Genomic DNA, 678 nt, shown 5'->3' on the forward strand with positions numbered 1-678 from the left:
TTTAAGGGAAATTATTATTTTGTGAGTTTTCATAGATATGAGTGGGCTTCCTCTAGGGCAACAGGATAGGTAATTTAATAAGCAGAGGAAAAATCAGTTGAAATATAAACCAAAAACTTTTGAATTCTTATGCAGATTAAGCCATTAATAAAAAACTGGGGAGGAACTCTTTCCTTCCGTCCAAGGAATTACTTGAATGTACAAACAGTGCAGGAAATACAAAAGGCGGTAAAGGAGGCCTATGAGGAAGGAAAAAAAATTCGCCTGATTGGTGGAGGCCATAGTTGGACTCCTTTAATTCGTAGTGAAGATATTTTGATTTCCCTTGATAATTTTCAGGGAATTGAGGCAGTTGATAAGGAAAACAATACCTGTTGGGTAAAAGCGGGCACAAGATTAAGAAAACTGGGAATGCTACTTCATGAGCAGGGTATGGCCATGGAAAATTTAGGGGATATTGATGTGCAATCCATTGCTGGGGCCGTAAGTACGGGGACTCATGGAACTGGAGTGAATTTTGGAACATTAGCTACTCAGATTATAGGGATACAGTTAGTTAATGGGAAAGGAGAACTAATAGAGTGTTCCAATGAGCAAAGCCCGGAATTGTTTAGAGCCGCGCAAACTTCCTTAGGGGTTTTGGGAATCATTACCAAGGTTAAATTACAGCTGAAAAAA

General features: G+C 38.9%; 1 protein-coding gene. It reads left to right on the plus strand.

All coding sequences use genetic code 11. The annotated features are described in order from the left end of the window. Positions 1-129: 129 nt before the first annotated feature. Positions 130-678 (plus strand): FAD-binding protein (locus E1171_RS00410; protein WP_155203021.1); only part of this gene is annotated, 549 nt, incomplete at its 3' end.

This window comes from Xanthovirga aplysinae, assembly GCF_009711365.1.
Taxonomy (GTDB): Bacteria; Bacteroidota; Bacteroidia; order Cytophagales; family Cyclobacteriaceae; genus Xanthovirga; species Xanthovirga aplysinae.